General features: G+C 57.6%; 2 protein-coding genes. Both read left to right on the forward strand.

Annotated features, from left to right (window positions below):
• Positions 1-664: SLBB domain-containing protein (locus tag NTW95_07735; GenBank protein ID MCX6557301.1), on the forward strand; the 664-nt coding region annotated here is incomplete at its 5' end.
• Positions 665-751: 87 nt separating this feature from the next.
• On the forward strand, positions 752-1,947 hold a 1,196-nt coding region (locus tag NTW95_07740), incomplete at its 3' end, for a molybdopterin-dependent oxidoreductase (protein ID MCX6557302.1).

Below are 1,947 nucleotides of genomic sequence, written 5' to 3' on the forward strand. Positions count from 1 at the left end.
ACCGACGGCGGTCAATAACGTTGAAACCCTGGCCAATATCCCGGCTATAATCAGACGCGGCGCCGACTGGTTCCGTAAAATAGGCAACGAAAAATGTCCGGGCACCAAGGTCTTCACCATCCTCGGCCATGTGGAATACCCGGGGTTGATCGAAGTGGAGATGGGCACGCCGTTGCGCGAAATTATTTTTTCCTTCGGCGGCGGCATGAAAGGCGGCAAAATATTCAAAGCCGCCCTGCTCGGCGGCGCGGCCGGCGTCTTTCTTTCGGAGGGTTTGCTCGATGTGAAAATGGATTTTGAAAACCTGAAGGAAAGCAAGGCCGTGCTGGGTTCAGGCGCCGTGCTGGTGATGAACGAAGGCACGTCGATAGTCGACATGCTGTTTTCGATCGTGAAATTTTTCGCCCATGAATCGTGCGGCCAGTGCGCGCCCTGCCGCATCGGCACGCAGCAGATTCTGCAGATTGTCTATCGCATCCGCCAGGGCTCCGGCAAGGTCGGCGACCTGGAAACCCTGCTCAACCTGGCCGAAGTCATGGTCCAGTCGTCGCTCTGCCCGCTGGGCCAGTCGCTGATCATGCCGATCAAGAGCGCCCTGGGCAATTTCCATGCGGAATTTGCCGCTAATCTTAGTAACTTAAAGCAAATTAACTTGGTAAAATAACAAGATGATTTGCTTTCTAAATTACTTATCCCCCCTTGCGGGGACTTCGCTGCGCAGCAAGGTTAAATAAAACAAAAGGTGAAACCAATGAATGAAACAATCACACTGAACATTGACGGAAAGGAAATCAAGGCCGAGAAGGGAGCCAACCTGCTCAAGGTGGCCCGGGACAACGGCTTTGACATACCCGGCCTGTGTTTTTACGAAAAAGTCACCTGCACCGGCGACTGCCGTCTGTGCATGGTCAAAATAGAAGGCCGGCCCGGCATGGTCCCGGCCTGTTTGGTCAAAGTTGAAGAAGGCCTGAAGGTCACGGCTTTCGATCAGCAGCTGGAGGACACACGGAAGATGCTGGCCGATGTGCTCCTTTCCGAGCACAACGACGACTGTATCACCTGCGAGCGCGACGGCGACTGCATGATGCAGGACCTGGCCTTCCGCTACGGGCTGGACACGCCCAAGCGCACCTTCGCCCCGCTCTGGAAGGAAATCCCCCAGGCCCCGGACAGTTCGGCCCCGGTCCTGTTATATGATTCTTCCAAGTGCATCAAGTGCGAACGCTGCGTCAAGGCCTGTTTTGAGATTCAGGGCAAAGGCGTGCTGAGCATGGCCCAGCGCGGCATCCACAGCCACGTCGTGGCCGGGACTGGTGAGTGGTCGGGATCTGAGTGCGACGGCTGCGGCGAATGCGTCCAGGCCTGTCCGGTCGGCGCTTTGATTGAAAAACCGGTTTACGGCCGGAAACTGAAGAAAAAGGATGTCCAGAAAAAAGTGGTCACCACCTGCCCGTACTGCGGCGTCGGCTGCCAGCTCGAACTCTGGATCATCAACAACCAGATTGTCAAGGTCAAGGGGGCGGACAGCGTACCCAATTTCGGCGCCGCTTGCGTCAAGGGCCGTTTCGGCCTCGATTTCGTCCAGCGCCCCGACCGCCTGACCAAGCCGTTGGTGCGCAAGGACGGCAAGCTGGTGGAAAGCACCTGGGACGAAGCTCTGGACCTGGTGGCCGGCAAACTCGGCGCCATTAAAAAGGAACACGGTCCCGCCGCCCTGGCCGGGTTGTCTTCGGCCAAGTGCACCAACGAGGAGAATTTTGTTTTCCAGAAATTCGTGCGCACGGCCTTCGGCTCCAACAACGTCGACCATTGCGCGCGGCTTTGCCACGCCTCGACCGTGGCCGGCCTGGCCCGCTCGTTCGGTTCGGGCGCCATGACCAATTCCATCGAAGAACTGGAGCACGCCGAAGTCATCCTGGTCACCGGCTCCAACACTACCGAGACGCA

This window comes from Candidatus Aminicenantes bacterium (genome assembly GCA_026393795.1).
GTDB lineage: Bacteria > Acidobacteriota > Aminicenantia > UBA2199 > UBA2199 > UBA2199.